This is a genomic window from Streptomyces sp. NPDC001717 (assembly GCF_042892775.1).
Taxonomy (GTDB): Bacteria; Actinomycetota; Actinomycetes; order Streptomycetales; family Streptomycetaceae; genus Streptomyces.
On record NZ_JBIAUK010000002.1, the window covers coordinates 23362 to 46890 of the forward strand.

The window sequence follows — 23529 nt, forward strand, 5'->3', positions numbered from 1 at the left end:
GCCGGGCGCGGTCGGCGCCGCCCAGAAGGATCTGCTGGGGGGGTCGCTCGGCCTGGGTGGCGAGGCATGTGGTGTCGCCGGTGCCGGCGTGGTGTGCGAGCTCGGGGTGGTCGCTGCCGCGCAGGTGCAGTGGGTGGACGCCGACGTGGCCCGGGGCAGGCTCGTCCGCGTCGAGGGTGTCGCCGTGTCCGCGGGTGACGGGTTCGGATTCGCCGTTCGGGCGAGTGCCCGCGTCACGGGCCGGCGGGGCACCGGGTGTCGCGGGCGCGGGATGTGCGCGCGGCACCCGGTGGTGCGGTGGTGGTCGAGGCCCTGTGTTCCGGAGCGACATCGGCGGTTCACAGGTCGGGCGGGTACCACAGGGTGGGGCCCGGGCACCGGATCGCGGGAGCAGCCTCAGGCGTCGGCCGCGGCGTGCACCCGCTGCCCGCCGACGAAGGTCTGCAGGACCCCTGCGTGCGCGATTTCCTCCACGGGCCGGGAGAAGATGTCTCGGTCGAGGACGGCGAGGTCGGCCAGCCGGCCCGGCGCGATCGTGCCGGTGTCGTCCAGATGGTTCACGTACGCGCTGCCTGCGGTGTACGCCGTCAGGGCGGCGTTCAGGGTGATGCGCTGCTCGGGGAGGAACACGGGTCGGTCGGAGCCCGGGTCCTTCCGGTTGACGGCGTTGTGGAGCGCCGCGAGCGGGTCGGGGCTGGTCACCGGCCAGTCGCTGCCCGCAGCAAGGACGGCGCCGCTGCGTACGAGGTCTGCGAACGGGTACTGGCGGGTGGCTCGCTCGGGTCCGAGGAAGGGAATGGTCAGCTCGTCCATCTGCGGTTCGTGTGCAGCCCACAGAGCCTGGATGTTGGCGGTCGCCCCCAGCGTGCGGAACCGCGGGACGTCGGCCTCGTCCACGACCTGGAGGTGTGCCAGATGGTGCCGGTTGCCGCGCTGCCCGTTGGCGGTGAGCGCGGCCTCGACGGCGTTCAGTGCCTCCCGTACGGCACGGTCGCCGAGTGCGTGGAAGTGGACTTGGAAGCCCTCGTGGTCCAGCCGGGTCACGATCCGCGCGAGCTCGGCCGGTTCGATGAAGGACAGGCCCGCGTTGGCGGAGGCGCAGCCGCAGGCCGTGAGGTACGGCCCGAGCAGGGCGGCGGTCCCGTTCTCGGCGATGCCATCCTGCATGATCTTGACTGTGTGTGCCTTGATCCGGCCCACGGTGAAGGTGTCGCGGCGCGCGAGCAGCTTTTCGACCTGTTCCAGGCCCGTTTCCCGGTCCCACCACAGGGCGCCGCGGACCCGGGCGGTCAGCAGTCCCTCCAGAGCGGCGCGCCGGTAGGCGGGGGCGGGGTCCGCGGTCGACGCGTGCTCCCCCAGGAGGGCGTCCTGCCAGGCGGTGATGCCGTGGGAGTGCAGGACTTCCTGTGCACGCAACAGCCCTGTCAGCTGCTCGTCGAGAGTGACCTGCGGGACGTGGCGTGCCACCAGTGCCATGGCGCCCTCCTGCAGGACTCCGTTGGGCTCCCCGTCGCTGCCGCGCTCGATGCGGCCGTCGGCGGGATCGGGCGTCAGGCGGGTCACTCCGGCCAGTTCCAGGGCCAGGGTGTTCACCCATGCGCCGTGGTGATCGCGGTTGACGAGGTAGACCGGCCGGTCCGGCACGGCCGCGTCGAGCAGGTCCCGGTTCGGGGTGCCTCCGGGGAAGGTCTCCATCGACCAGCCGCCACCGGTGATCCACGGGCGGTCGGGGTGGGCGTCGGCCCAGGTACGGATCCGGGCCAGGCACTCGGACGCCTCGGTGGCGCCGCTCAGGTCGCACTGGCCCAGTTCCACTCCGGCACCCACCGGGTGGACGTGGGCGTCCTGGAACCCGGGTACCAGCAGCCGCCCGCGCAGGTCAACCACCTCGGTCTCCGGCCCGATCAGGTCGTGGACCTCGTCGTGCCCGACCGCGACGATCCTGTCCCCCCGCACGGCGACCGAGGTCGCGAACGGGCGCGTGGGGTCCACCGTATGGACCGGTCCCCCGGTGAAGACGAGATCGGCGTGATGCTCAGACATGGGTACTCCAGAAAATCTCGGAAAGGTGGCCGGTGGACGCGGAGCCCACCGGCGCAGAAGGGACGAACCGGCCGAGTCAGACGGGTGAGCCGGGCCAAGCAGGTGAGGCGGGTGCATCGGGGCTGTCCATCGGCAGGGCGATGGCGTCCGCGTCGGTGCCGCGGCCGGTCGAGAAGTACGGGGATCGGCGGTACCACTTGGCCACCGCCGCGGCGATCAGCCCGCTGGCGAGGAACAGGGAGGGGATCAGCAGCATGAACCAGCCGTTGTCGGGCCGCGCCTCGAAGTGGTCGCTCATGGTCGCGTACTGGTACGCGAGGTATCCGCCCAGGCCGAACAGCACCAGCGCGCTCGCGGCCGGGATCACGACGGACCGCAGGGCCTCCATCGGCCCTTCGCGCAGCGCGCTCTTGAACCGCACGGCGCAGGCCACGGCCGTGAGCCCGTAGTAGAAGGCCACGACCAGGCCGATCGAGTTGACCGCGGTCAGGATCATCAGGTTGATCTTCGGAATACCGATGGCCAGCACCGCAACGGCCGTCGCCACCGCCATGATGATCACCGTGGCGGCGGCGGGCGAGCCGAAACGGGGGTTGACCCGGGTCCAGACCCGCCCGAGCGTGCGGTCACGACCCATGGCCAGTGCGCCGCGCGCGGTGGGGATGACGCTGGACTGCAGCGAGGCGAAGGCCGAACACATCAGCGCGGCCAGTGGCAGCGAGGCCCAGGGCTCGCCCGCGAGTTCCGACCCGAGGTAGGTCAGCGCCTGGGGTCCCTGCGTCACCAGCGTTTCCGCGTCCATCGCCCGCTGGAAGGCGATCGCAGCGAACACGAGCAGACCGAGCATGGCGAAGAGGGCGATCAGCCCGCCGCGCGCCGCGTCCGAGGCGTCGCGCGTCTCCTCGTTGACGGTGAAGGCGGCATCCCAGCCCCAGAAGACGAACACCGCCAGGACCAGCCCCTGGGCCAGGGACTGGAAGGAGCCGATGGCGAACGGGTTGAGCCATTCGAACGAGAACGGCTGGTGGCCCGAGACCAGGGCCCACCCGCAGAACGCCAGCAGGACCGTGTACTCGAAGGCCAGCAGGACCCACTGGAAGCGTGTCGCCGACCGCACTCCCGTGACCGCGGTCAGCGTTACCGCGACCAGCACCACCAGTCCGACCACGGTGCTCACACCGGTGGAGGTCGGATCCAGCGTGATTCCGAAGAGCTTGTGGAGCCCCGCCTTGTTGGCGAACTGGAGCATCACCATGCCGGTGATTGCGCTGGTGTAGGCCATGAACACCACGTTGGCGATGAGGACCACCCAGCCGGTCAGGAATCCCAGCCACGGGCTGAGTGACCTACCGACCCAGGTGTATCCGTTGCCGCAGTTGGGCTCTGTTCTGTTCAGTCGCGAGTACGACAGCGCGATGCCCAGGATCGGCAGGAAGGCCACCAGGAGCAGCGCGGGCGTCTGCCGGCCCGCATAGAGGGCCATCGCGCCCATTCCGATGCCGATGCTTGTGGTCGCCGCTGTGCTGGAGGCCGCGATCGCGATCCCGTCCCGCACGCCGAGGGTGCGTCGCATCCCGGTCGACGGGTGTCTGTGCTCAGCAGGGAGGTCCATGCCGCTCCTAGAGGGGTGGGGGCCGCGAAACACGGCGGGCGATGAACGTTCGGTGTGCGGAGATGAAACCGGCCCTTCACACTTACGTCAATAAGTTGTCATAAGCCTGGGATCCGGCGAGGGCCGCGGAACGCGGCGGGTGATGAGCAGGTGGTGTACTTCGAGGAAACCTGTCCGTCATACTTACGTCAACAGGTTGTCGTAAGCTGAGGCGCATTCCGGAGGCCCCTATGACTGCATCCGCACGCATCCCTGCAGAACGCCGTCGACGGCGGCCCACCCGGACCGGAACCGTGCTGAGTGCGGAAGCCATCACCACGGCCGCGCTGGCCCTCATCGAAGCACCGGGCGGCAACGCCCTCACCGTGCGCAGCCTGGGTGTCGCTCTGGGCTGTGACCCCAGTGCCGTCTACCGGTACTTCTCGGACACCGACGCGGTGCTCCTGGCCGCGGCGGACCGCTTGATCGACGATTCACTGCAAGGCTTCGCACCGGGAAGCAGTTGGCAGGACGACCTCCGGGACTTCGCGCTGCGGCTGCACCGGTCGATGCTGACCCACCCCAGGCTCGCGGCCGTACGGGCCTGCCGCGTCACCGCCGGACCGGCCGAGGCCCGTGCGGTCGACACCGGAATCGGCATCCTGCTCCGCGCGGGGTTCGAGCCCCGCCACGCCGTACCCCATTACCGCATGTTCGTCGACACGGTACTGGCCCAGGCCGCTGTCGATGCGGCGGTACTCGACCTCGACGCGCAGCGGCGCGACCAGCAGGACACGGCCTGGAGCGAGTACCACGCCGCCCTCCCAGCCGACGAGTACCCGCACCTGAACGTCGTCCGAGACCACCTTGGCAGGATGAGCGAACCCACTTTCCCCGACATCCTGGAGATCATGATCGACCGCTTCACGGCGCTCTTGAACCGGCCTCTCCGGGAGTCGGGGGGCGGGACGTCGCCGCGCTGAAGGTCATCGTGGCAGCAGGGCTCGGCGCGTACGAGGCGGCGTGCTCGGGCAGGCGAGCGGTCTGTGCGGCGAGAGGGCGCGTGGCCCGGTCAGGAGGTCGGCGAGCGTTCCGGTCAGTTCGGCGGCCCTGACGAGCCGCTGCACCGAGCTGCACGAGCGTGCCGTCTCAGGCGGGGTAGCCGGTCTCCGAGATGTCCGCGGCCAGATCGGCGAGTTCGAGGTCCGGGTTGAGCACGGCCACGATCTCCGGCGTCAGCGGGCGCCGTTCCAGCAGGGCACGGACGGCTGCGACATCGACGGGTGTCTCGTGATACTCGGACGCCCACGCCGCGTAGGTCTCTGGCGAGCGGTCGACGAGGAGCTCGAAAAGGATGTTCGCGCCGTCCGGGTCGCCGTCTCCCACCTCGGGAAAGGTCACGGTTCCAGTCCTCCAGGCCGTGTCGCCCACCTCTCGCCACAAGCAGCACGGGACGGTGGTGACGCCGTCTTCGCAGAACGCGGGATCGGTGACGTGTGGGCGGAAGACGTCCGGCACATCGTCCAGGACGCCTGGCCACACCCTGGGGGTGTCCATGCGGGCCCACGGGCTCATGGGGGATTCATGGTCGAACCCCCGAATGCAGGCCCCGCCCTGGCGTGGGCGCGTTCTTCGGTGGCCAGGACGTCGACGGTGGTCGGCAGGACGTCGACGGTGGTCGGCAGGGCGTCGGGAGCGGGTTCGTCGGTGAGGCAGAGCCGGCCGATCGCGGCGGCAAGGCGGACTTCACGTCGGAGCACGGTCCGCTCCTGGCATCGGACCACAGTCCGATCTTCCCCGGGATTTCAGGCCCCCCGGGATCAGACCGGGGTCCGACGCCGCCGTCCGCCGTGGGCATCGGCGCAAAGTACCGGTTCCGTGGCAGCGCCCCAGCGGCATGCGTCGGTCGTCTTCCATGGCCCGCGCGCTCTCCCGGTAGGGCGAGCCGTCCCGCACGGTCCAGCCGAGGTCCATCGAACAGGTGCGTGCCGCGCGTCGGCCGCTACCCCGCCACCCGTGGCCGGAGGACCCGGCTGCGGCCGAGCCGACCCGGCGGCTCAACACGCCCAACCGGGGAGCGCCAAGGGCAGCCCGGGGTCAGCCGCCACCCGAGTTGGCCGAGGCCGAACCGCCGGAATTCCAGCCGGAGTTGGGCTGCGGCCGATCGCGCGTGCTGCGCTCGGTGCGCAGCCACACCACGACCCCGGCCGGGCCGAGCAGGGCCTTCAGCGCGTCGGCGAGCCGTTGCGGGTCGCCGTCGAACGGGAGCACGAGCTGCTCCTGGACGCCCAGCAGGACGAGTTCCAGCGCGAGCGTGGAGACGGCCGGCTTGTAGTCCCCCTCGTACGGCTCCACCACCTTGTGCGTCAGCCGCACCTCGCGCAGGGACTTGACGGGCAGCCAGTCGTCCGGCCCGGCGGCCCGGACCAACCGCAGAGACGCGGGCACCCCGGCCGGCGCGAACTCGACCCGCAGGATGTCCCGGGCCCGGGAAGAGGCCATCGCCAGCCAGCCGATCAGGTACTCCAGCCCGGCGATCACCCCCACCACCACGAGCACGGTCGACGCCCGCGCCCCCGCCAGCGCCATCCAGAAGGCGACGAGCAGGGTCAGCAAACCCAGAGCGAGCGGAGCGAAAAGCGCCGGTCCCGCCGAGGTCAGCACGTTCCACGTCGGCCCGGCCGGGCCGACGCGCAGGACCAGGTCCGTCGAGTCGGGGCCTTGTCTCAGCAAGGGATCGGTGGCCATGCCTCCAGCGTAGAACCGGTCCGCAAGAGCGCCTCGACCACAACCGGCCGATGGGGCACAAGTTCTGACGGCCGTAACCCACAGCCGGCGGGCACGGCGGGCTGGTGGTGCTGGTGTCGGCCTTGTTCCGTGGTCTAGGTTGTGGGGATGACTACCGGGACGGCATCGCGCCACACACGGATTGGTGACCCGGTGCTCTTCTGAGCACCGTGCGGGCCGATGTGGGCCCGCTGCTCGAGCGAGGATCTTGCGGTGCTGCGCGAGCTCCGCCTTCGTCGTGTTGATCACAGGTTCGACACATCAACCACGACAGGAGGATCCATGCCCACCAAGATGCTGCAGATTCCAACCCCGGACGGTCAGGCCGACGCGTTCGCCGCCTTTCCCGACCACGGTGAGCGGCGCCCAGGGGTGCTGATGTACGCGGACGGCTTCGGCATCCGGCCCGTAATAAGGGAGTTGGCCCGTGAGCTGGCCGGGCACGGGTACTACGTGCTCGTCCCCAACCTCTTCTACCGGCACGGCCCGGCACCGGTGATCGAACTTCCCGAGTACATCGGAGAGGAGATCCGCCCCCGGGTCATGGCCGAGCTGATGCCTCTGATCCAGGCGCACACAACCGAACGGGTCCTGCGCGACGCCGAGGCCTACTTCCAGTTCCTCACGACCCAGCCCGAGGTCGGCGCCGGCCCGATCGCAGTCACCGGCTACTGCATCGGCGGCCTCCTGGCGATGCGCACCGCCGCGGCCCACCCGGCCCGGGTGGCGGCCGCCGCCGCGTTTCACGGCCCGGTGGGCGCCGACGGGCCCGGCCTCTTCTCCAAGATCACCGCACGAGTCCACCTCGGGCACGCCGAAGGCGACATGACCCCCGAGGCCCTCGGGGAGCTCAACCAGGCCCTGGATACCGCAGGTGTGCGTTACACCTCCGAGATCTACCCCGGCACCCTCCACGGCTTCACCATGTCCGACACCGACGCTTTCAGCGCCTCCGGGTTCAAGCGCCACTGGGACCGCCTGCTCCCCCTCTTGGACAGCGCCCTCACCGGCAACTGAGGCCGTGGTCCGAACGCCGGCCCGGCACCGAACCAGCCCCGCTGCATCAGCTTCGACACGCTGACGCAACAGGGACGGCGCTGTAGAGCGGGACGGAGGTCACGCCGCCCTGCCGCTTGAAATCGATCTCCCCCGTGCCCACAGGGGCGAAGAACCCGAGGCGGACTACCTCGTCGAAGTCCCGGCGCATGGCCGCGAGACGGACGGCAGCCTGGTCCGGGCCGAGGGGGACATGCTGGTCCGGGAGCACGGGCCAGGTCCCGGCGGCGGGCCAGGGCAGCGACCCGCTCCGGGTGCACGTCGGCGAACTCCGTCTCGCCGCCGAGGTAGACCAGCAGGCCGGCCCGGACGAGATGCCAGATGGCCGATGCCGTCGCCCTCGGCCGCGTCGGCGGGAGCGGGACCCCCAGGACCTGCGTCAGCCGGTCCGCCGCCGCCCCCGCCCCGATCACGCCCGGCAGCGCGGCACGCGCTGCCTCGGGGTCGACGGCCTCCACCACCGCCCGCGACCACCGCCCCGGGCCGGCGTCCGCCGCCTGGACCAGACCCGAACCCGCCGCCCACCGCCGGGCCGCCACCGGGCCTCGAATCCGGCCCGCACCCATGCCGAAACGACGCTTCGTCGCCGTCCACTCCGTCCGTACCGGCACAGAGCATCCGGCGGGCGGCGTGTCACCTGAGAATGAGCAGCCCCGCCCGGGAGCAGAGCCTCGATCGCGTCTCCTGCGAGCGCCGGCAGCTCACCGACCGTTGGTCACGCTCAAATGCCCATGTTCTGGCCCTGGTAGTAGTTGCCGAGCTCGTCACGGTAGGCGGCGTCACCGCGATGCTTGGCCGGGTCGAACTCCGGGGAGTCCTTGACCTGCTCCTTTGTGAGCGCCACGTACACCTTGTGCTCCCGCACATCAATCCGGTCGATCGTCCCTGCGGGAACCAGCACGTGCTTTCCGAAGATCCACACACCGGTGTCGACCACGAGGTGGGCGGCGCCGACCTCCGCCGTCTCCTCGTCCACCGTGCCGATCCTTCCGTCCACCACCTCGACCTCGAAGCCGACCAGGTCGGTGGTGTCGCGGTTCACGGTCGGGGAGTAGGACAGCTCGCTCACGATGCTTCTGCCTTTCACAGCGGGATGACCTGGCGACCCTGCCCGCCGCAGCCCCGCCCGACACCCCGACTTAGGCCGGATGACCCCGCGCGGCAGCCGGCGGCCGCACGACGCCCCTGCTCCGGCACGTGCGGGGCAGGGCTGGTGAGGAACAGCTCCAGGACGCCGATCGTGTCACCGCGATTGGTGACCGGCGCGAGCACCCGCTGCCCGTCCGGGCCGCCCGCGGCATGCTCCACTGTGGGTCGGAGCGGCTCCCCACCTCCGCCCGTACCGCCCGGCAGGCGGTCGGCTCAGCAATTCGCCCAAGCTGCCACCTTTCGCAGTACGGCGGCACGGCCGCGCTCCGGCACTGTCCACAGGGTCTGCCCGCTCAGGCCCCAGCGTTCGAGCAGGGCGTTGGCGGCTTGGAAGCCGGTCGTGGCCGCCCGTTCCATCAGGGCGACAGGGAGTTCGGTGCGCACGGCATCGCCCGCCACCACCAGGCCGGGATCGGAGGTGCGGACGGTGGGGCGGTCGGAGTAGCCGCCCACCGGGAACAGCGGGCAGTCCTCACGCCATTCGTGACGGACATCGACAACCGTCGCCGCGCGGGTCTCCGGGTACACGCGGTGCATCTGCCGGACGAGTTGCCGCTCCTCGGCGGTGCGCTGGGCGCGCGGGTCGACGGCGTAGGCGTGGAGTTCCACGACGGATCCCCCGGTGCGTGCCGCCCAGCGGGCGGCCTCATCCTCCCACCGGTCCAGCACGCTGATGTTGTCGAGGCCGCCGAAGCCGCTGGTTCCGAGGAAGCCAGGGCGCTCGGGGGCGACGGGCCGGTCGAGCCAGAGCCGGGTGACCAGGAAGGGCGGAGCACAGCGCAGCCGCGCCACGCTCTCCCGCCAGGCGGGATCGCCCAGCGCCTGCGACCGGCCGACCAGGAACTGCAGGCCGGCGGTGTCCAGGGCGAGGACCACTGCGTCGTGTCGGCGCTCTTCGCGGTCTGCGGCCACTTCGAAGCCTCCGCCGTGGGCGGGCGCGACGTGCTCGACCGTGCTCCCGGTGCGTACCTCGGCGCCGTGGCGCTCCAGGTATCCGGCCAGGGGTTCCCACAGCGCGGCCGGGTAGGGCGAGCGCGGCACGTCGAACGTCAGGCCCTCGGCCGAGCCCAGGAAGTAGATGTGGAACATCAGCGCCATCTCGGCTGCCGAGAGCCGGCGCGGGTCGGCGAAGAAGCTCCGGGAGAAGACTTCGAAGGCCAGGTGGCGGGCGCGTTCCGGGAAGCGGATGGCCTCCAGGAAGTCGTAGGCGCTGATGTCGTCGAGCTGGTGGTACACGTCGGGCACGCGGACGTCGAGGAGGGGCAGGGCCTTGGCGGGGTTCATGGCGCGCAGATCCCGTAGCCGGAAGGACGGGCTCAGGGCGACGAAGCCGAGTGCACTCCAGGGCGGGGTGCGCGGCACGTGCCGGAAGCTGTCGCGCATCCCGTCCGCGTGGAGCAGCGGATAGTCGGGCAGTCCGTGCAGGCGGGCCAGGGCGGGGTCGGTGCGGCGCAGCAGGCCCCGCAGGTTGTAGTACTGCCGGAAGAAGGCGTGGAAGCCTCGGCTCATCGTGACGGTGCTGCCGTCGCGCAAGCGGGTCGGCCAGCCGCCCGCGCGGCCGCCGAGGTGGGGCTCACGTTCGTACAGCGTCACCCGCACGCCCCGCTCTGCCAGCGCGGTGGCTGCGGCGAGGCCGGCGATCCCTCCGCCGATCACTGCTGCCGTGGTCCCGCCCCCTGCGTGGCGGCTTCCCGGGTGGGCGGGCAGGACGCGGGCCCGTCGGTCCCTGCCGCGGCGTGCGGCGGGTTGCCGTCGCACGGGGCCGGTCATCGGAGGTCGTCCGGCCGGGCGGCGACGAACGTGTGGGTGATGCCCGTCTGCCATCCCGGCAGGGGCAGGGCTCGGACCCTGTCGAAGCCGGCTGCGCGGAGGCGGGCGGCGAACCGGTCGGCCGGATCGAAGTGGACGACGCTGCGCCACAGGTGGCGGTACAGCGGTCCGTCCCCCAGCAGGGTCGCGGCGGGCTGTACGAGCCCGCGGCACACGAGCGTCCACACGGCGCGGTCGGTGCGACGGCCGCTGAGGCTGTACTCGTGCACCGCGAGCCGGCCACCGGGCCGCAGAACCGCGCGGACGGTACCGAGGACGGCGTCGGGATCGGTGAGGTTGCGGAAGAGGTAGGCGGCGAACACCGCGTCGAACGGGCCGTCGACGTGCGCGCCCGCCAGGTGCTCGGCCGGGGCGTGGACGAAGCGTACGCCGCCCGCCCACGGCTTGGCGGCGGCCCGCGCCAGCATGCCCGCCGAGGCGTCCACGGCCGTGATGTCGGCAGCCGGAAGGACGGACCGGAGTGCGGCCGTGGAGGCTCCGGTGCCGCAGCCGAGATCCAGTACCCGCAACCCCTCCCCGTGCCCGGGCAGCCCGAGGCGGCGCACCGAGCGTCGCAGGTGCGCGTGGTAGCCGGGATTCGCGGCCACCAGCGCGTCGTAACTGCGGGACGCATGGTCGAACGCGGCGGCGAGGTCCTCGTCGTGCAGCAGGGTCATACGATCTCCAGGGACCGGGGGGACGGGGGACGGAGGAGTCAGGCGAAGGGGCGGCGCTGCAGACGGGGCAGTTCCAGGGCGGTGCGCAGCATGGGGCCCACCGGGGCGTGCCGGCCGACGGCCAGGTCCTCCAGGAGGCTGGTGGGCCCGTCGAGGAAGCGCAGCAGGCGGTCCGCCGGGACGCGGGCGAACAGCCGGCTGAAGAGGTCGGGGCCGTCGACCCGGCCGCTGTCCAGTGCGCGCAGGAGTACCGCGTCCATGGTGCGGGCACGCACCGAGTGGGCTGCGGGGGGCTCCGGGCGTCGGCCCTGCCGCAGCGCGGCGGCCACTGCCCGTGTCTGGCGCTGGAGTCCGGCGAAGGTGTAGCCGGTGGACGGGCGGGTCGCACCGCCGGCGGCGCCGATCCGGAACACCGACGCGCCGACCCGTCGCGGCATGGGAGCGTCCGTCATGGGGATCAGGCCCGTCTCGGTCGCGACGATCTCCAGATCACCGAGGGACAGGACGTCCTCGACGTAGCGCCGCAGCGCCGTCTCGTATCCGCTCGCGGTCAGCACCTGCGGGGAGAATTCCGTGTACTCGACGAGGGCTTCGCGCGGGCCGGTGGGCAGGACGTAGCCGAAGGAGAGCCCATCGCGAGGCTGCGCCGTCCGGAAGTCCATCAGTTCGGCCGTACCGCAGTCGAAGGCGGGCCGGGCCGTGCGCAGGAACCAGCCGTGGAAGTGCTGCAGCAAGGTGGTGCGGGCAGCGGGAATGCTGCCCAGGGGCCGCGAGTCGAACACCCAGCGGACCCGCAGGTCCCGGTGGCGGCCGTCGGTAGCGGTCATCTGCACGCGTGCGCCGCCCACGACCTCCTCCACGGTGTCCACGGCCGCCTCGATGCGCCGGACGTTCGGGCTGTGCGCAAGGTCCCGGGCGATCAGGTCCTCGAAGTCGTCGGAGCGGATCATCTTGTACCGCAGCGGGGCGATGTCCCGCTCGATCGCAGGACCGGCGGGCGGCCGCACCCGCAGGTGGCGCCACTGGGCTCGCACCGCTGCTTCGAACCGGCCGCGGCCCGGCTCCCAGAAGCACCAGGTGCGCGGGCCGGGGCGCAGCGGGCCGGGGGGCGCGTCGACGAGGAGCACGGAGGGGGTCCGGGCCCCGGACGCATGCCCGCTCAAGCGGTGCGCCAGTGACAGCCCGGCTGCTCCGGCTCCGATGACCGCCACGTCCGCCTTCAGCACGGCGGCTGCCTCCATCCCGGGTTCGCGTGCACGTGTCGGGACTGCTTTCCCTCCGTGATGCGGGATCGGATGCGGTCTTCGCCCCAGTCACTCGGTCAGCCGCGTCTGGACGATGGCATTACTTCACTTTTCAGGCATTTGCTTCGCACCGCATCCGTATCGCGGGAACAAGCCGAAGACGTGCTCGCAGCGATCGAGACCACCACGAGAGGAATCGGGATGCGCCCGACGCAGGCGAAGGACCACCCCGCGGCCGAGCCGTTGCAGGACCCCTGTCCGGCGACTCCCGCGCGTTCCTCCCCATGGCGGAGTATGTCGGTCCGGGCAGCTGCCGGAACACCGCCGGAGTCCGAGGAACCGCACGCCGGCATCCTCCCGGCACCCCGGCCGGGCGCCGTCGATGCGGACGTGCACACCGCCATCGGGGACATGCTGGAGCGGGTGCTGGCCGATCGACTCACCCGAGCCGGTGTCGTGGACGCCGTGTTCGCCCGCGAACTGGGCGAGCGTGTCGCACGTTTCACCAGGGAGGGCGGTAAACGTCTGCGGTCGCAGCTGGTCTGGTGGTCGATGCGCGCCTGCGGCGGGGACGACGGGGCGACCGCCGCGGTGGCGCTGCGCGTAGGGGCGGCGCTCGAGCTGCTCCAGTCCTGCGCCCTGGTCCACGACGACGTGATGGACGGCGCGACGGTCCGGCGCGGCCGGCCGGCCCTGCACGCCGACGTGCGGGAGCTGTACAGCAGTGCCGCCTCGCCCGACCGCGCCGCCCGTTTCGGTGAGGCTGCCGCGATCCTGGCCGGGGACCTGGCACTGGCGTGGGCGGACGACGTGGTGGCGGAAACGGCGCTCGACCCGGGGACCGCGGCCTCGGTGCGCCGGCTGTGGAGCGACATGCGTACCGAGATGGTGGCGGGCCAGTTCCTCGACCTGCGGGGTCAGCTGACCGGGACGCGCTCGCAGTTGGAGGCGCTGCGCGCAGCACACCTCAAGAGTGCGCTGTACTCGGTCGAACGGCCCCTCGTGCTGGGCGCCGTGGTCGCGCACGCGGACGGCAGCACGATACGCGCGCTGAGCTCGACGGGACGGTGCGTGGGCATGGCCTTCCAACTGCGCGACGACCTCGACGACCTGTTCGGCGACCCCCTGCACACGGGCAAGAGCTGTGGAGGGGACATCCGCGAGGGGAAGCCGACCTATCTCGCCGCGCTCGCGATGGCAAGGGCCGAGGCCACCGGCGACCGGCCGGCCCTGGCTGTCCTCGAACGAGCCCTCGGTGATGCGAACCTGACCGCCGCCGGACTCGACGAGGTGCGGCAGGTACTGGTGCGGACGGGCGCCCGCCAGGCCGTCGAGACCAAGATCGCGCACCTGGCGGCCGAAGGACTGCGCCATTTCGACGGCGCTGCGTTCGCCGCAGGGGCGAAGGGCCGCCTGCGCGGTCTGCTCAGCGCGGCAACGGTTCCCCGCGACCTGGACGGCCCGCCCGCCCGCCCGCATCCGGCACCCCCAGCGGCCCCGGTGGGCTTCGCCACGCCGAAGGAGACACGACAGTGACCCGTCCATCGTGCGGCCGCACGGACCACGTGGTGATCGTCGGGGCGGGCCTGGCCGGCCTGTCGGCGGCCCTGCACCTGCTGGGCGCGGGACGCCGGGTCACCATCGTCGAACGGGACCCGCTGCCCGGCGGCCGGGCAGGACGCCTGCGTCTGAACGGCTACCGGATCGACACCGGCCCGACCGTGCTGACCATGCCCGACCTCGCCGACGAAGCCTTCGCGGCGGTCGGCGACAGCCTGGAACAGCGGGTGGACCTGATCCCCCTGCACCCTGCCTATCGGGCGTCGTTCGCGGACGGCAGCACCCTGGACGTGCACACCGACGGTGAGGCGATGGCCGCAGCGGTCGAGGAGTTCGCCGGAGCCGGTGAGGCGGCGGGCTACCGGCGGCTGCGCGCCTGGCTGGAACGCCTCTACCGGGTCCAGATGCGCCGCTTCATCGACGCGAACTTCGACTCCCCCCTCGACCTGCTCACCGGGGACCTCGCCCGGCTGGCGGCGCTCGGCGGCTTCGGGCGGCTGGAGCGGCGCATCGGCGGCTTCCTGAAGGACGAGCGGCTGCAGCGGGTCTTCTCCTTCCAGGCCCTGTACGCGGGCGTGCCACCGGCCAAGGCCCTCGCCGCCTACGCCGTCATCGCCTACATGGACACGGTCGCCGGCGTGTACTTCCCGCGCGGCGGCATGCACGCCCTGCCTCAGGCCATGGCGGACGCAGCGGCCGACGCGGGCGCCGAACTGCGGTTCGGCGAGCCGGTGACCCGGCTGGAACGCTCCGGCGAACGGATCACCGCCGTCCTCACCGCGTACGACCGCATCCCCTGCGATGCCGTCGTCCTCACGCCGGACCTCCCCGTCGCCTACCGGCTCCTCGGCCGCCGGCCCCGCAGGCCGGTGCGACTGCGCCACTCCCCCTCCGCCGTGGTCCTGCACGCAGGCACGGACCGCACTTGGCCCCAGTTGGCCCACCACACGATCTCGTTCGGTGCCGCCTGGCGGACCACGTTCGACGAACTCACCCGGCAGGGACGGCTGATGAGCGATCCGTCCCTCCTGATCACCCGGCCCACGGCCACCGACCCCACGCTCGCCCCACCCGGGCGGCACCTCCACTACATCCTCGCTCCCTGCCCCAACACGGAGATCGGGCCCGACGGCGCCGCATGGGGCGAGCTCGGTCCGCGCTACCGGGACGACCTGCTGCGCGAGCTGGAACGGCGCGGCCTGTGCGGAATCGAGGCGGCCATCGAAGACGAATCGCTCGTCACCCCGGCGGACTGGCTGGACCAGGGGCACGCCGCCGGCACCCCCTTCTCCGCTGCCCACACGTTCCTGCAGACGGGACCGTTCCGGCCCCGCAACCTGGTCCGGGGCACCCGGAACGCGGTGCTGGCCGGCTGCGGCACCACCCCCGGCGTCGGCGTACCCACCACCGTGGTGTCGGGAAAGCTGGCGGCAGCCCGGATCACGGGCGGCGCCCGGCGCTCCTCCCCCCGCACCGAACGGGCGACCCGATGACCGGACGCGAACTCGACGCAGCAGGTATCACCGACCCCGTGCTGCGAGCGGCGTACCACCGGTGCCGCGAGCTCAACGCGACGCACGGCAAGACGTACTTCCTCGCCACCCGCCTGCTGCCGGCCGAACGCAGGCCGGCCGTGCACGCGCTGTACGGCTTCGCCCGGTGGGCCGACGACATCGTCGACTCGACGGACCCCGGCGCGGACGACGGCCTGCGCGGGGCACGGCTCACCGCACTGCAGCGCCGGCTGGACGAGGGGCTGCGGCAGGAGGGCGACAGTGAACCGGTGGTGACAGCGCTCGCCGACACCGCACGCCGCTACGCCATCGACCACCGCCACTTCCGGGACTTCATGACCGCGATGCGCTCCGACCTGGTGGTGACGGACTACCCCTCCTACGCGGATCTGCTCCGCTACATGCACGGCTCGGCTGCCGTGATCGGTCTGCAGATGCTCCCGGTGCTGGGCACGGTGGTACCGCGCGCGGAGGCCGAGCCGCACGCAGCAGCCCTCGGAGTCGCCTTCCAGCTCACCAACTTCCTCCGCGACGTCGGCGAGGACCTCGACCGCGGGCGCGTCTACCTGCCGGCCGACCTGCTGGCCGCGCACGGCGTCGACCGCGAACTGATGCGCCGCTGTCGGGACGCGGGCAGACAGGACCGCCGTGTGCGTGACGCTCTACGGGAGTTCGAGGCCCTCACCCGCCGCGTCTACCGCGAGGCGCGGCCCGGCCTCGCCATGCTCGATCCGCTGTCCCGACCCTGCATCCGCACCGCGTACATCCTGTACGGGAACATTCTCGACGCCGTCGCCCGGGACGGTTATGCCGCGCTGCACCGTCGAGCCGTGGTGCCGCGCCGCAGGCGCGCGACGGTCGCGGCGGGCGGTCTGGTCCGGGCGGTGGCAGCCAGGGCGCGCCACCGCGGCCGACCCGGGCCGGTGCACGCGCCGCCGCACTCGACGACGCCCGCCGCACGAGCCGCCGCCTCCGAGGAGGTCGTATGAATCCCGAACCGTCCCGGCGACGTGCCCGCCTGCCCTTCGTGCTGCGCCGCAGGCCCGTCCCGTGGGACCGGCAACAGCCGACCTGGCGCGAGGCCAAGCCGGCTCTCATCGCGGAAGCCTTGAAACGGGCGCAGGCCCGCCCGTCCGGGAACTGGTATGTGGTGGGGGCGTCCGCCGCACTGGGGGGCGACCGCCCCCTGGCCCGTGACGTCGCGGGCCGCGAAGTGGTGGTCTGGCGCGGCACGGACGGGCGGCTGCACGCCGGCCCGGGTGCCTGTCCGCACCTCGGGGCACCTCTGGCGGACAGTCCCGTCCGGTGCGGAACCCTGGTGTGCCACTGGCACGGACTCGCCCTCGACGGAACCCCGTTCGCGGGCTGGGAGCCACTGCCGGCCTTCGACGACGGCGTGCTCCTTTGGGTACGGCTCGACGAGACCGGCGGAGAGGAGCCACTGGACGCCCCGGCCGTGCCGGCCCGGCCGGACCTGGCTCGCGGAGTGACAGCGGTGTACGAGGGCACAGGGCTCTGTGAACCCGAGGACATCGTGGCCAATCGCCTGGATCCATGGCACGGGGCCTGGTTCCACCCGTACTCGTTCGTCGACCTGACCGTCGTCGGCTCGCCCGGAAGGGACGACACCGCGGACCACTTCGCGGTCGACGTCTCCTTCAAGGTGGCCGGACGACTGGTAGTGCCGGTGAGGGCGGTCTTCACCGCTCCCGGACCACGCACCGTCGTCATGCGCATCACGGAGGGGGAAGGCGCGGGCTCAGTGGTGGAGACACACGCGACCCCCCTGGGGCCGGACGGTCGAGGCCGTCCGCGCACGGCACTGACCGAGGCCGTGGTCGCCGTCTGCGACCGGCCGGGATTCGCGTTCGCCCGCAAAGCTGCCCCCATCCTGCGCCCGGTGATGCGCACCGCGGCGGCCCGGCTCTGGCGGGACGACCTCGCCTACGCCGAGCGACGCTGGCATTTGCGCTCTACGGGCAGATTGCCGGGGTGAAACCGACGTGATCATGCCTGTCCGAAGGGCAGACGGCGGGCACCACGCACCGGGCCCGCCTCCCGCCACCGGCCGCCGGCAGCGTGACCGCCATCCGTCGTCGGCTTAGCGCCCCGGCCGGCCCTCCGCTCCGCCCGACAGATCGTCTACAACAAAACCATCTGCTAATGTCTCTCTTGTTCCGTCAACTGACAGGAGGAACCGCGTGTTTGCCACATCCGACTCTGCGCCATCGCCCGCTTCGCCCACTGGCCAGGCGCACACCGGCTCGTTCTCGGAGCCAGCGCCACAGAGATGCGGTTGATCGCCTCGCCGGCCCCATCGCGCCTCTTCCGCCCCGGCCATCCGGAGCGGTCTGGACCTCACCACCGCCGCCCCCGGGCGGGTCATCAACCTCTACCTCGTCACGCTCGGCAGCCGGCTCCTGCCGGGGCAGGCCGACCACGTGACCCGATCAGCCACGGGCACACATTCCCAGACCGCACCGCCGCCTTCGGCTCACCGGCGTGGCGGGCGCGTCCACCGGCCAGGTCTGCGGCTGCACGCTCCCCGTCGAACCGCACCACCACTCGCGCACGGCGGGCCGCCCGGGACCCGACGCCCTGGCCCCCGCCCACTGCGCGGCCGGCTGACCCGCCCTCGCACATCACTCACCTCACCCCAACCAACGAAAGGCCGATCCCGTGAGCGACCGCACCACCGCCGAGACCACCACCGGCACCACCCAGAACGACGGCCCGGCCCCCCGAGCACTCACCGACCAAGAGCTCTCCCAGCTGTTGAGCCGGCAGCAGTTCGGTGTCCTCGCGAGCGTGAGGAGCACCGGCCACCCGCACCTGTCGACCGTCCTCTACGACTGGAACACCGAGGAGCGGGTACTGCGAGTCTCCTCCACCGCCGACCGCCTCAAGGTCCGCCAGTTGCGCCGCGACCCGCACACCTCACTGCACGTAAACGGCCCGGACATATGGTCGTTCGCCGTAGCGGAAGGTGAAGCGGAGATCGTAGACCCGGCAGACGGGGCGGCCCCCGGCGAGCACCCGCTGCCTGATCGACGCGTGACCATCCTGATCCGGGTCGCCCGCCTGTACGGAACCGCCCTGGACATCCCCGCACAAAGCTAAAACCCCCGTGCCTACAGAGTCGGCGCCAACCCCACCCCACCCTCGCTTCGGCGGAGCTCTTCACCAGCAGATCGGCGTCACGCAGCGAAGCACCAGGTCACAGGACTCAACTTCCACTGAAAACGAAACACCAACACACGGAAGAACCACCGCCGAACAGCAACCTGCGCGACCGCACCTGACCGTCCCTCAAACTGCGATCTCTCGCTTTCACATCGGATGGCCCCGCCGACCACCGGGCAAGCTGCTGCCGGGCGAGGCCGGACCGCACCCGGCACGTCGCGACCAGGCTGGCGGAGTCGCCATCATCCTTGCCTACAGAACGCCACCCTCCGGACATCGTCCGATCTCTGTCGAAGCCCTGCACATGGATCCGGCAGAAGCCGCGAGGGTTGACAGACCGGCTACCCCTACCCGCCCATCGACGGCGCCAACAGCCGCATCCACACCTAAAACCGCCCCGCCAGACGGTTCCCCCGCGACCGACCGCCCACTTCACGGCCACCCGCTGCGCCCCTCCCCCGACCCCCGTTCGGTCCGCTTACGGTGGCGGGCGCGGGGTGCTGCTGATGGGCTCGCACTGCACACGATCCCTTCCCCACCCACCGAGGACCGGCCATGAGCAACGACAGCGGCCCGAGCGAGCGAGCCCGGGAGATGCGCGACAAGGCCCAGGAACTGGAACAGGCAGCCCAACGGGCGACGGATCCCGCCGAGCGTCAGCGGCTGCGGGACAAGGCCCTGCGCATCCGGCAGAAGAGCGAGGAGCAGAACGGGCCGGGCAGCGGAACCATGGATCCCATGTAGGACAGCGGCGGCAAGGGACGGCGGCCGCGGCGCTCATCGGCCGCCGTCCCAGCTCCCACTACCGGCGGTGGCCCTCCCCCATCGGTCAGAGGGTCGCGACCGTCCAAGCCGGGGAGCGCCGGCCGGCCGCCGACCGCGTCGTGCTGGTCAGGGCGACGACGGCAACCGAGCCGACGCGCCCTACGGGCCTGACAGGCGCCGGACCCCTACAGTTCGGTTCGTGAATGATCAGGAAGCGCAGTTCCTGGACGCAGTACGGACCGTGCTGCAGGACGCCGGATTCGCCCCCGCCGCGGCCGGCGCGGAAGGCGTCCACGTCATCCAGCACGCCCGCGGCGCGATGGTCGGCTGGATGCCCGAGGAGATCCACCGCGTGCAGGGTCCTCCACCACCTCCGGCACCGACCGGTCCCCACGCAGGCACATCTCGACGCTCTCGGCCTTGAAATCGGCCGTCAACTGGTGCCTGGGCCGCGGCTTCTTCTTCGGCATGTTCTCCACCATGAACGTCCCTCCCCGGGCACGCCAAGCCCCGACCCGCGGAATGCGCGCCGTGTGTGCCGGTGACGCGAAGCTGCGCCGGGGGTCTGTCTGGGTGCGCTGTTCGGCGTGACCGGCTGCATCCGGCAGGCGGCCCACGGTGGCCGCTGCCGGTTCAGGCCACGAGCGCGGCCGCCTGCCGACGTGCTTGCTCCAGCCAATCCCTGCGCACTTCCTCCGTCGAGTCGGCGACCGTCCGGAAGACCACCCGGTGCACCTCGCTCACCCCGACGTACGGCAACACGCAGGCCGACCAGATCCTCTCCAAGGGATCGCCGAACTCGCTGTCCTCCCGCTCGGCGGGAGTATCGGACGTATTCAGCACGAGGGCCTTGCCCACCTTCAGAAGCCCGACGGGTTCGCCCTCCGCAGCACCCAGCTTGTAGGCGACACCCGGCACGAGCACACGCTGCACCCACCCAGCGAGGACGGCCGGAGGCATACCCCACCAGTTCGGGTGGACGAACACCATGGCGTCCAACGTGGCCACCTCCGCACGGTGCAGGGCCACCTGCCCCTCCTGAGCGCGCTCCGCGTCCTCGACCGTTCCCGTCTCATCGGCGGACAACACCGCCGGGAAGCCCTCCTCACACAGGTCATGAGCCACTACCTCGGCGCCCCGTTCGCGCAACTCCTCCACGACGGCGTCGAAAACAGCATGGTTGAAACTCCCCGCACGCGGATGTGCGAGATACACCGCTACGCGCATTCTTCCCCCCGGTCTGCAACGGCCGGCAACGCCCGGCCCAGCGAAGGATAATCGGGCCGCACCCGGGGCCGCCTTGGACACCCTGCCGTGGTGGGAGGCCCGCCGACCAAGGCGAGCGTCCGGTTGGCATCGATCAACCCGGCACGGAGCGGACACCAGCCGCCCGCTCGCCACCCAACGCCGAGACCAGGCAGTGTCTGATGGCTCTTTGATGCGGTAGCGGAGCCAGGTCACGATGGCTGCGGCGGCCAGGGTGCCGTTGAAGATGTAGTCGCGATTGTCCTACCGGGTCGCGACTGCCCGGTGCTGTTCAAGCTTCCCGATGCAGCGTTCGACGGTGTTGCGCTGGCGGTACTGCTCGCGGTCGAAGGCCAGCGGGCGACCGCAGGCAGGCGCCGATTGCGCGGCTGGAGTACGCCTCGTCGCCGCGGGCCCGGTCCGGCCGAGTGCGCCGGCGCCTGGTTCCGGTGCGGGCCACGTTCGCGGCCTGCACGAGGGGATGAGCATCGTGCAGTCCCCGCGCTGGCGGGGCGAGGTCAGCCGGGCCAGGGGGCGGCATCGACCGTCGGCCAGCAGGTGGATCTTGCTGGTCAGTCCGCCCCGCGAGTGTCCCAGGGCCTCACGGCCCTCTGAGTCCACACGCGTGCCTCCCCTTCGGCGCTTGGCCGAGCTGCGTGGCCGAGTGCCTGCGATGGTCACGATCGACCCGGCCAAGCAGCGCCTGCACCGCGCGCTCACCCCCTTTTTCGAGGCCGTCGTCACCGAACAGGTGCAGTACTCCGCGACCCTGTCCAGGCTGGATGTGCTCGACCTGGTGGCGATGACGCCGAGTGCACGCCACGTGAGTCGTGCAGACCTGAACGGCGCCGGCACCCTGCCCGATCGGGTCACTGTCTCCGTGCTGGCCACCGCCTACCGGACTCGGTGACCACGAGCGGGCGCATGCGCCTGCTGACCGACGAGCAGTGGGAACGTCTGGTTCCGGCTCCGCACGACGCCGCTCGGCGCCGCTCGGTCGTCCTGCTCAGGCTTCCTTGCCGGCCAGGATCCGGTCGGCCAGGTGGTGCGGACACGTCGTGGCGTGCCAGGTGACCGTCAGCTGTCCCTTGTGGGCCGCCAGGGTGGGCACAGCCCCAGCCCCGGGGCGTGCCTGGCAGTTGGAGCAGACGATGATGCGCGGTGGAGGTACGGACACCGCCCCGCCCCCTTTCCCGGATTGGCGGAATGCCGGCCCGATCGGTCAACGTCTATCAAACCTGCGCCCGATGCGCGCCAGTACCCGCGGGTACAGCGCAGGACCGCCACTCACCCACGGCCGCCGCCGACCGAGCATGATGAGTGCCTGACGCTGTCGGGGATCTCGGCGATGACGGTCGGCCATGCCCTCGACATCTCAGTCTCGAAGATCCCCGACCTCGTCACCCGCGATCAGCTCTGCCTCTCCTCGCGACGTCCCATAGCGGCCGCATCGGGTATGACGAGCAGCTTGCCGGTGGTACGCCGAGCCTCCAGGTCGCTGTGGGCCTGGGCGGCCTCGGACAATGCGTAGCGGCCCGTTACGGTGACCTCAAGCGCCTTGGAACGCACCCACTCGAACACATCGGCGGCCCGTCGGAGCAGTTCGGACCGATCGGCGATGAAGTCTCCGAGGCTGGGCCGGATCAGGGTCAGCGAACCGCCGTGGGCGAGCCGAATCGGATCAAACGGAGGCACGGCACCACTTGCCGCGCCGAAGAGCACGAGATGGCCGCGAGTTCGCAGGCTGGCGAGGCTCGCATCGAAGGTGTGCGCGCCGACGCCGTCGAAGACAACCGGCAGTCCCTCACCGCCGTTGAGCCGCCTCACCTCGGCTGCGAGATCGTCGACTGCGGAGGAAAGGATCACCTCAGCGGCCCCGGCACGCTTCGCCAGTTCGGCCTTCGCCGTGGTCGACGTCGTGCCGATCACCCTGCCGCCGAGATGGGTGATGAGCTGGGTCAAAAGCAGCCCCATGCCACCAGCAGCCGCATGCACGAGCACCGTGTCGCCCCCCTGAACCGGGTAGGCGTCCTTGACGAGATAGTGCGCGGTCATACCTTGCAGGAGCACGGCGGCGGCGGTCTCGAAGTCGATGTCGTCGGGCAGCGGCACCAACCGGGAGGAGTCCACGACGGCCCGCTCGGCATACGTGCCGGGAATCTCCACCCAGCCGACCCGGTCCCCCACTGCGACGTCAGCGACGCCGGGTCCGATTTCGACGACCGTGCCGGCGCCCTCAGAGCCCGGGGTGAAGGGCAGCGGGAGGCTGTACCGGCCCTCGCGGTGGTAGACGTCGAGGAAGTTGACCCCGGATGCGGCGACCTCCACGACCGCCTCGCCCGGGCCCGGCCGCGGCTGGTCCACCTTGGCCTCCTGCAGTACCTCGGGACCGCCCACTTCGTACACCTGAATCGCTCGCATGACACTCCAATATCAGCTCGTCCCCCACCAACCCCGTTGTTCGCGATCAGCGGCTCATCCCCCACCAACCCCGTTGATGGCGATCCGATTCCCAGCAAGCAGACCAGCCCGCCGCCGGCTCGCATGCCGGCACCCTCAGGGGGCAGGGGGCCGTCCCCCTGCCCAGTCCCGACGATGAGGACTTTCGTCCAGACGGTCACGACCCACCCGTCCCGGGTCGGCAGGCCCTTCACCCGCTGGTCCATCCGCAAGCTCGCCGATGCCTGTGGCGCGACACAGCCAGGCCCGCACGAATCAACCGGGAGTCAGCCCGGCGTTGACGGGCCGATGGGCACCGGGGCTCCCGATCAGGAAGACCTCAGGACGGGGCCCTGCTCCTCGTCTTCCCGAAAACTCCGCACCTGCACGTTGCGTTGACTCCGGCGTTGGCGTACTCCGCATGTGCTTCTACGCCCGCGCCACGGGCCCCCGGCCACGCCCCCTAC

The 23529-nt window shown here is 71.4% G+C and carries 23 protein-coding genes; 11 read left to right on the plus strand and 12 right to left on the minus strand.

The annotated features are described in order from the left end of the window. Positions 1 to 396: 396 nt before the first annotated feature. Positions 397 to 2043, minus strand: coding sequence for an amidohydrolase (locus tag ACFYZL_RS04580; RefSeq protein WP_384742796.1), 1647 nt, complete (start codon positions 2041 to 2043; stop codon positions 397 to 399). 76 nt (positions 2044 to 2119) lie between these two features. After that, positions 2120 to 3655, minus strand: a complete 1536-nt coding sequence (locus tag ACFYZL_RS04585; protein WP_388675945.1) for an APC family permease — start codon at positions 3653 to 3655, stop codon at positions 2120 to 2122. A gap of 293 nt (positions 3656 to 3948) precedes the next feature. Between ACFYZL_RS04585 and ACFYZL_RS04590 the strand changes: the two genes are divergently transcribed. After that, the gene (locus ACFYZL_RS04590) at positions 3949 to 4617 is read left to right on the plus strand and encodes a TetR/AcrR family transcriptional regulator C-terminal domain-containing protein (protein ID WP_384742803.1); all 669 of its coding nucleotides are present in this window, start codon (positions 3949 to 3951) and stop codon (positions 4615 to 4617) included. Between the two features lie 166 nt (positions 4618 to 4783). Here the strand turns inward: ACFYZL_RS04590 and ACFYZL_RS04595 are convergent, their stop codons facing one another. The 3 genes from ACFYZL_RS04595 to ACFYZL_RS04605 all read right to left on the minus strand — a co-directional run bounded on the left by ACFYZL_RS04595 (position 4784) and on the right by ACFYZL_RS04605 (position 6382). Beyond that, positions 4784 to 5035, minus strand: coding sequence for a hypothetical protein (locus ACFYZL_RS04595; protein WP_388675948.1), 252 nt, complete (start codon positions 5033 to 5035; stop codon positions 4784 to 4786). A gap of 170 nt (positions 5036 to 5205) precedes the next feature. Beyond that, positions 5206 to 5394, minus strand: a complete 189-nt coding sequence (locus ACFYZL_RS04600; protein WP_388675951.1) for a hypothetical protein — start codon at positions 5392 to 5394, stop codon at positions 5206 to 5208. A gap of 337 nt (positions 5395 to 5731) precedes the next feature. Further along, positions 5732 to 6382, minus strand: a complete 651-nt coding sequence (locus tag ACFYZL_RS04605; protein ID WP_388675954.1) for a hypothetical protein — start codon at positions 6380 to 6382, stop codon at positions 5732 to 5734. 321 nt (positions 6383 to 6703) lie between these two features. On the opposite strand from ACFYZL_RS04605, the gene ACFYZL_RS04610 reads away from it, so the two are divergent. Continuing rightward, on the plus strand, positions 6704 to 7438 hold the full coding sequence (locus tag ACFYZL_RS04610) for a dienelactone hydrolase family protein (RefSeq protein WP_388675957.1): 735 nt from the start codon (positions 6704 to 6706) through the stop codon (positions 7436 to 7438). Between the two features lie 760 nt (positions 7439 to 8198). On the opposite strand, the gene ACFYZL_RS04615 is transcribed toward ACFYZL_RS04610, so the two are convergent. The 4 genes from ACFYZL_RS04615 to ACFYZL_RS04630 all read right to left on the minus strand — a co-directional run bounded on the left by ACFYZL_RS04615 (position 8199) and on the right by ACFYZL_RS04630 (position 12338). Then, positions 8199 to 8546: a PRC-barrel domain-containing protein gene (locus ACFYZL_RS04615; protein ID WP_388675960.1), complete on the minus strand. Its 348-nt coding sequence runs from the start codon at positions 8544 to 8546 to the stop codon at positions 8199 to 8201. Positions 8547 to 8839: 293 nt separating this feature from the next. Beyond that, positions 8840 to 10396 carry an FAD-dependent oxidoreductase gene (locus ACFYZL_RS04620; protein ID WP_388675964.1) on the minus strand — a complete coding sequence of 519 codons (1557 nt, stop codon included), beginning with the start codon at positions 10394 to 10396 and terminating at the stop codon, positions 8840 to 8842. Continuing rightward, on the minus strand, positions 10393 to 11112 hold the full coding sequence (locus ACFYZL_RS04625; RefSeq protein WP_388675967.1) for a class I SAM-dependent methyltransferase: 720 nt from the start codon (positions 11110 to 11112) through the stop codon (positions 10393 to 10395). The genes ACFYZL_RS04620 and ACFYZL_RS04625 overlap by 4 nt, the downstream gene beginning before the upstream one ends. Before the next feature lie 38 nt (positions 11113 to 11150). Beyond that, positions 11151 to 12338, minus strand: coding sequence for a lycopene cyclase family protein (locus ACFYZL_RS04630; RefSeq protein WP_388675970.1), 1188 nt, complete (start codon positions 12336 to 12338; stop codon positions 11151 to 11153). Positions 12339 to 12746: 408 nt separating this feature from the next. On the opposite strand from ACFYZL_RS04630, the gene ACFYZL_RS04635 reads away from it, so the two are divergent. From ACFYZL_RS04635 to ACFYZL_RS04670, 8 genes are all read left to right on the plus strand, one after another. Then, positions 12747 to 13892 carry a polyprenyl synthetase family protein gene (locus ACFYZL_RS04635; protein WP_388675973.1) on the plus strand — a complete coding sequence of 382 codons (1146 nt, stop codon included), beginning with the start codon at positions 12747 to 12749 and terminating at the stop codon, positions 13890 to 13892. Then, positions 13889 to 15409, plus strand: coding sequence for a phytoene desaturase family protein (gene crtI, locus ACFYZL_RS04640; protein WP_388675976.1), 1521 nt, complete (start codon positions 13889 to 13891; stop codon positions 15407 to 15409). The genes ACFYZL_RS04635 and crtI overlap by 4 nt, the downstream gene beginning before the upstream one ends. Next, entirely contained in the window at positions 15406 to 16419 is a 1014-nt protein-coding gene (locus tag ACFYZL_RS04645; protein ID WP_388675979.1) for a phytoene/squalene synthase family protein, read from the plus strand. Before crtI ends, ACFYZL_RS04645 begins: the two co-directional genes overlap by 4 nt. Further along, positions 16416 to 17426, plus strand: a complete 1011-nt coding sequence (locus ACFYZL_RS04650) for a DUF5914 domain-containing protein (RefSeq protein WP_384742829.1) — start codon at positions 16416 to 16418, stop codon at positions 17424 to 17426. The genes ACFYZL_RS04645 and ACFYZL_RS04650 overlap by 4 nt, the downstream gene beginning before the upstream one ends. A gap of 506 nt (positions 17427 to 17932) precedes the next feature. Further along, entirely contained in the window at positions 17933 to 18058 is a 126-nt protein-coding gene (locus tag ACFYZL_RS04655) for a hypothetical protein (RefSeq protein ID WP_388675982.1), read from the plus strand. A gap of 51 nt (positions 18059 to 18109) precedes the next feature. Continuing rightward, positions 18110 to 18550, plus strand: coding sequence for a pyridoxamine 5'-phosphate oxidase family protein (locus tag ACFYZL_RS04660; protein WP_388675985.1), 441 nt, complete (start codon positions 18110 to 18112; stop codon positions 18548 to 18550). 618 nt (positions 18551 to 19168) lie between these two features. Further along, positions 19169 to 19357: a DUF6381 family protein gene (locus tag ACFYZL_RS04665; protein ID WP_384742836.1), complete on the plus strand. Its 189-nt coding sequence runs from the start codon at positions 19169 to 19171 to the stop codon at positions 19355 to 19357. Positions 19358 to 19577: 220 nt separating this feature from the next. Next, positions 19578 to 19802: a hypothetical protein gene (locus ACFYZL_RS04670; RefSeq protein WP_384742839.1), complete on the plus strand. Its 225-nt coding sequence runs from the start codon at positions 19578 to 19580 to the stop codon at positions 19800 to 19802. Between the two features lie 209 nt (positions 19803 to 20011). Here ACFYZL_RS04670 and ACFYZL_RS04675 read toward each other — a convergent pair whose 3' ends face one another. Then, positions 20012 to 20605, minus strand: coding sequence for an NAD(P)H-dependent oxidoreductase (locus ACFYZL_RS04675; protein WP_384742842.1), 594 nt, complete (start codon positions 20603 to 20605; stop codon positions 20012 to 20014). A 691-nt stretch (positions 20606 to 21296) separates the two neighbouring features. Between ACFYZL_RS04675 and ACFYZL_RS04680 the strand changes: the two genes are divergently transcribed. Further along, positions 21297 to 21533 (plus strand): hypothetical protein, encoded by a 237-nt coding sequence (locus ACFYZL_RS04680; protein WP_388675990.1) that lies wholly within the window; start codon positions 21297 to 21299, stop codon positions 21531 to 21533. Between the two features lie 96 nt (positions 21534 to 21629). On the opposite strand, the gene ACFYZL_RS04685 is transcribed toward ACFYZL_RS04680, so the two are convergent. Continuing rightward, positions 21630 to 21800: a hypothetical protein gene (locus tag ACFYZL_RS04685; protein ID WP_384742845.1), complete on the minus strand. Its 171-nt coding sequence runs from the start codon at positions 21798 to 21800 to the stop codon at positions 21630 to 21632. 233 nt (positions 21801 to 22033) lie between these two features. Beyond that, positions 22034 to 23044: a quinone oxidoreductase family protein gene (locus ACFYZL_RS04690; RefSeq protein ID WP_388675993.1), complete on the minus strand. Its 1011-nt coding sequence runs from the start codon at positions 23042 to 23044 to the stop codon at positions 22034 to 22036. Positions 23045 to 23529: the final 485 nt, after the last annotated feature.

Excerpts from the sequence above, each read along its gene's own strand:
- ACFYZL_RS04650 (WP_384742829.1), top strand. The coding sequence starts at position 16,416 with ATGAATCCCGAACCGTCCCGGCGACGTGCCCGCCTGCCCTTCGTGCTG.
- ACFYZL_RS04610 (WP_388675957.1), top strand. The coding sequence starts at position 6,704 with ATGCCCACCAAGATGCTGCAGATTCCAACCCCGGACGGTCAGGCCGAC.
- ACFYZL_RS04585 (WP_388675945.1), bottom strand. The coding sequence starts at position 3,655 with ATGGACCTCCCTGCTGAGCACAGACACCCGTCGACCGGGATGCGACGC.
- ACFYZL_RS04690 (WP_388675993.1), bottom strand. The coding sequence starts at position 23,044 with ATGCGAGCGATTCAGGTGTACGAAGTGGGCGGTCCCGAGGTACTGCAG.
- ACFYZL_RS04675 (WP_384742842.1), bottom strand. The coding sequence starts at position 20,605 with ATGCGCGTAGCGGTGTATCTCGCACATCCGCGTGCGGGGAGTTTCAAC.
- ACFYZL_RS04605 (WP_388675954.1), bottom strand. The coding sequence starts at position 6,382 with ATGGCCACCGATCCCTTGCTGAGACAAGGCCCCGACTCGACGGACCTG.
- ACFYZL_RS04625 (WP_388675967.1), bottom strand. The coding sequence starts at position 11,112 with ATGACCCTGCTGCACGACGAGGACCTCGCCGCCGCGTTCGACCATGCG.
- ACFYZL_RS04680 (WP_388675990.1), top strand. The coding sequence starts at position 21,297 with ATGGTCACGATCGACCCGGCCAAGCAGCGCCTGCACCGCGCGCTCACC.
- ACFYZL_RS04665 (WP_384742836.1), top strand. The coding sequence starts at position 19,169 with ATGAGCAACGACAGCGGCCCGAGCGAGCGAGCCCGGGAGATGCGCGAC.
- ACFYZL_RS04645 (WP_388675979.1), top strand. The coding sequence starts at position 15,406 with ATGACCGGACGCGAACTCGACGCAGCAGGTATCACCGACCCCGTGCTG.
- ACFYZL_RS04620 (WP_388675964.1), bottom strand. The coding sequence starts at position 10,396 with ATGACCGGCCCCGTGCGACGGCAACCCGCCGCACGCCGCGGCAGGGAC.
- ACFYZL_RS04580 (WP_384742796.1), bottom strand. The coding sequence starts at position 2,043 with ATGTCTGAGCATCACGCCGATCTCGTCTTCACCGGGGGACCGGTCCAT.